This window comes from Haladaptatus sp. W1 (assembly GCF_001723155.1).
GTDB lineage: Archaea > Halobacteriota > Halobacteria > Halobacteriales > Haladaptataceae > Haladaptatus > Haladaptatus paucihalophilus.
Genome location: NZ_MEIH01000309.1, coordinates 1 through 3,321, shown reverse-complemented (window position 1 = coordinate 3,321; position 3,321 = coordinate 1). Strand labels below are relative to the sequence as shown.

The window sequence follows — 3,321 nt, the reverse complement described above, 5'->3', positions numbered from 1 at the left end:
GGGTGCCGACCGTGTAGCCACCGATGGTGCTTTCGAAGGTGTTGCGAGTGTCTGGAGAGATGGTGGATGCTGTCATGGTCTCGGAAGAAAAACTTCCTACTTTCTAAAACAACGGCGAAGTATATAAGTGTATTTAGATAGGCTGTGTCATGGATTTTCATTGGTTATAGAAATTATTTAGCACTGCTATCGACTCATTTTTGTCTTGGTGAATGGCGACGAGAGTGAGATACTGAGACACCTATCGACGACGAGAGCGGGCTACCGGAGGACCGTGACTGCGATGGCCTCGATGGCTTCCCAGACTATCCATCGTGAAAGCAAGCCGGAAGGAACTGCCGAATAAACCTGCGCTTCCGTTTTAATCCATGTCTCGATAATTCTCAGTGGCGTCAATTTATCAAATAAACTCCAATCACAGATTATATATCTATATTTATTGCGGAATAGATTAACAATCGATTCATAATTTTTAGAATGAAAACATATATGGATTAGTTGCTTGTACCCCATACCAGACTATGGAAATCCTTCATCGGTTACGTGACGCCTTCAGTCCGGAAGAGGCCCCTCAGCAAACGGAAAAGCAAGTTCGAACAACCGGTGATATTTTTGAATGTGAAGACTGTGGTACAACGTTCATTTCAAAGCCAACCCAGTGTTCAAAGTGCGATCATAACGAGTTTCGGAATCACGGCAGCTGTTAATATTCTACTCAATCCAGACGTCCTAGGCTGAGTTCGCTTTGACATTCCCCCTTCGCTAAAGCACAAGAATTTCCATGAATTGGGACATTCGGGGCCTCCGGTTGACAACTCTCCGGGTTTTAATAAAATGTTCTTAACACAATTTGGAGCAAGAATTTTTTCCGGGGTGGTGGTCGAATCCACAATCACTATCGTCGGCCATTGGCTAGACGTTGATGGGAAACATGGCGACGTTAGACACAATCTTCGACTTATTCAGTACGAAGCGGCGACGATACGCACTATACTATCTCGATCAACAGAGTGGAACAGTAACGGTTGATGAGCTTGTGGATTATGTTGCAAATCACGAAAACGACGCGACTGATGAAACAATTCCTGACGAGCAGTACGATCGGATCGAACTCTCTCTTCGCCAAGTGCATATCCCGAAAACAGCTGAAATTGATTCGATTGAATATGATCGCGATGAAGGAGAAATTACCATTCAGGGAACGTCAACCGAGTTTGACGCGATTGTGACCATTGCGAAGGTCCTCGAACACGCCGACTAAACCGAGTAGGTAGCCAACCGATGGTCCACTTCAAAGGCTATCTCTGCAGGAGACTTCCTGAATCTAACAGTCAAAGTGTGCCCAGTGACGGCCGGCGTCACGAAGTACGATCCGACAACAGAGGCAATCACCATTGCGCTCACCTGGAAAGCCTACGAACACCACGGGTGGGAGCAATTCAGGTCCACCGTCCGCCACGAACTCATCCACGCGTGGCAGTATCACGAGTTCGGCGAGGCGGATCACGGTTCGACGTTCACCCGCTGGACGGACGCCCTCGATACTTCGCAACACTGCGAACGCTTCACCACGCCAAAGTGGTGGCTGGTGTGCGAGGACTGCGGCGGTCGGATTGCTCGGTATCAACGCTCAAAGACCGTCGCAACCCAGAACAGTATTGCTGTAGCGAATGTGGTGGGTCACTCCGTGTCGAGGAGGTCGACGGCCACTAACCAATTCTCGTGTACGTAGTTCTCGCGATAAGGAGTAGATACGAGGAAGATTTTCGCGAGTTGCAGTGTTCTACGTGAGTCCTTGCTATCACTCGTGCTTCGGATTTTGAGCCTGTAGTAAGTTAGTATACTATACTAACCCTCGTATTTCCATCTCTATCTGGCTGGCGACTATCTTTGACGTTTTGCTCGGTAGCGTCTCCCATAACCCGTGAGACACCCCAGTTCGACACGCTCTACAGTGAACTTGCGATCGTCTTAGAAGACACGTGGGATGCCGAGATCGACGCTAATGGACTTGCAATACGGATACTCAATTCAGATCCGGTCAAAGAATTGATCGCTAAATACGAGCGCATAGCCAATTCCAATCGCACCAGCGCCGATCCCCAAGACATACACCAATTGCCCTGTCGCAATACTCGTTGTTTTTGTACAGTGACGTTCAGGAGGTGTGTCTGGACCCGTGTATGTTTCCGAACAACCTCCTGACGTCATTTGTGGCGGACTAAGCAGATTCATGACTACTAACAGAATACCGACCAACAGGAACGCTGCTGCGATGGTGTAGCGAACTGTCATGGAGTTACCCTCCTTTGTTACTCGACGTTTGATGATTCGGCTTCTGTTTGTGGGTTTCGAGCCACCGTCCAAGCCATGTGGCACTCACAGCAAACAGATAATACGTGACAATCTGTCCTACCTCCCATAGAGCAGTTTGTTCGCCTGGAAATACCCCATCAAAAGCATAGATGATGTGTTCGATCCCAAGTCCTTCGTAGACAAGAAGTGAAACAAGATACGCCGGAATGAAGAGCAATCGAAAAACCACATTGCTGTAGATATCAACAACCACTGGTAATTGTGCAGTAAGGGCGAGAAAACCAAAGAGCACAAGCGTCGATCGAGCTGTCCATGCGGATCGGGTTGCGGGTGATGTGTGGTTATTCATAGTTTCTAAGAGGTGTGTAGATGGCTTTACGTTATGCCTTGGCAGACACGACATCGAGTGGCGGTGTTCTGAATGCCGATGCGACGACAAGTGAGAGAATAGTGTTAAATGAGTATTTCACTCATCACGAAGCTTATTCTTGACTACACAGATATCTCGCTATGAAACGCCGTGTATTCCTCTCTGTGACTGCCCTCGCACTCGGTAGTGGCTGTCTCAATATCGGAGGTACTGCTGAGGGATTTGACTCCATTGCGGATTATGAATTCACCATCTATGAATCAAGCTTTGATAGGACCACCAACTTCCCTGGGCCAACCGAACAACCAATTGTCTCTTTCAAACCGGAGTCGAAGCAGGTGATCGTTCGTGGAGCACTCTTTGTTGGGTCAAGTACGTGCAACAAGGCAGATCTCAAGGATGTTTCATACTCCGAAACATCCCAGACACTCACTGTGAAAGTTGGGAGTACCGATACATCATCCTGGTTTAGTGGGAGTTGTACTGGTGATGAGAGTGCTGATGCCTATCGATTAGTGGTGACAATGAAAGAGCAACTGCCGACAACGGTCAGAGTCAAGCAAACTGGCTCATCTGCGAAGTCAGTAACAGTTCGGCGACCATAGTTTGGTGCTCTGTCGGTAGCAACGGCGTTT

Annotated in this window: 5 protein-coding genes; 3 read left to right on the top strand and 2 right to left on the bottom strand. The window is 48.1% G+C overall.

The annotated features are described in order from the left end of the window. Nucleotides 1-931 precede the first annotated feature (931 nt). Complete coding sequence (locus BG842_RS16020; RefSeq protein WP_069450422.1) at nt 932-1,261, top strand: hypothetical protein; 330 nt, start codon at nt 932-934, stop codon at nt 1,259-1,261. An 84-nt stretch (nt 1,262-1,345) separates the two neighbouring features. Then, complete coding sequence (locus tag BG842_RS27780; protein WP_254662994.1) at nt 1,346-1,732, top strand: SprT-like domain-containing protein; 387 nt, start codon at nt 1,346-1,348, stop codon at nt 1,730-1,732. A gap of 299 nt (nt 1,733-2,031) precedes the next feature. Here BG842_RS27780 and BG842_RS29000 read toward each other — a convergent pair whose 3' ends face one another. Continuing rightward, the gene (locus BG842_RS29000; RefSeq protein ID WP_139136154.1) at nt 2,032-2,295 is read right to left on the bottom strand and encodes a hypothetical protein; all 264 of its coding nucleotides are present in this window, start codon (nt 2,293-2,295) and stop codon (nt 2,032-2,034) included. Nucleotides 2,296-2,299: 4 nt separating this feature from the next. Then, complete coding sequence (locus BG842_RS16010) at nt 2,300-2,665, bottom strand: hypothetical protein (protein WP_139136085.1); 366 nt, start codon at nt 2,663-2,665, stop codon at nt 2,300-2,302. A gap of 161 nt (nt 2,666-2,826) precedes the next feature. On the opposite strand from BG842_RS16010, the gene BG842_RS28995 reads away from it, so the two are divergent. Then, the gene (locus BG842_RS28995) at nt 2,827-3,291 is read left to right on the top strand and encodes a hypothetical protein (protein ID WP_139136084.1); all 465 of its coding nucleotides are present in this window, start codon (nt 2,827-2,829) and stop codon (nt 3,289-3,291) included. The last annotated feature ends 30 nt before the right edge of the window (nt 3,292-3,321 follow it).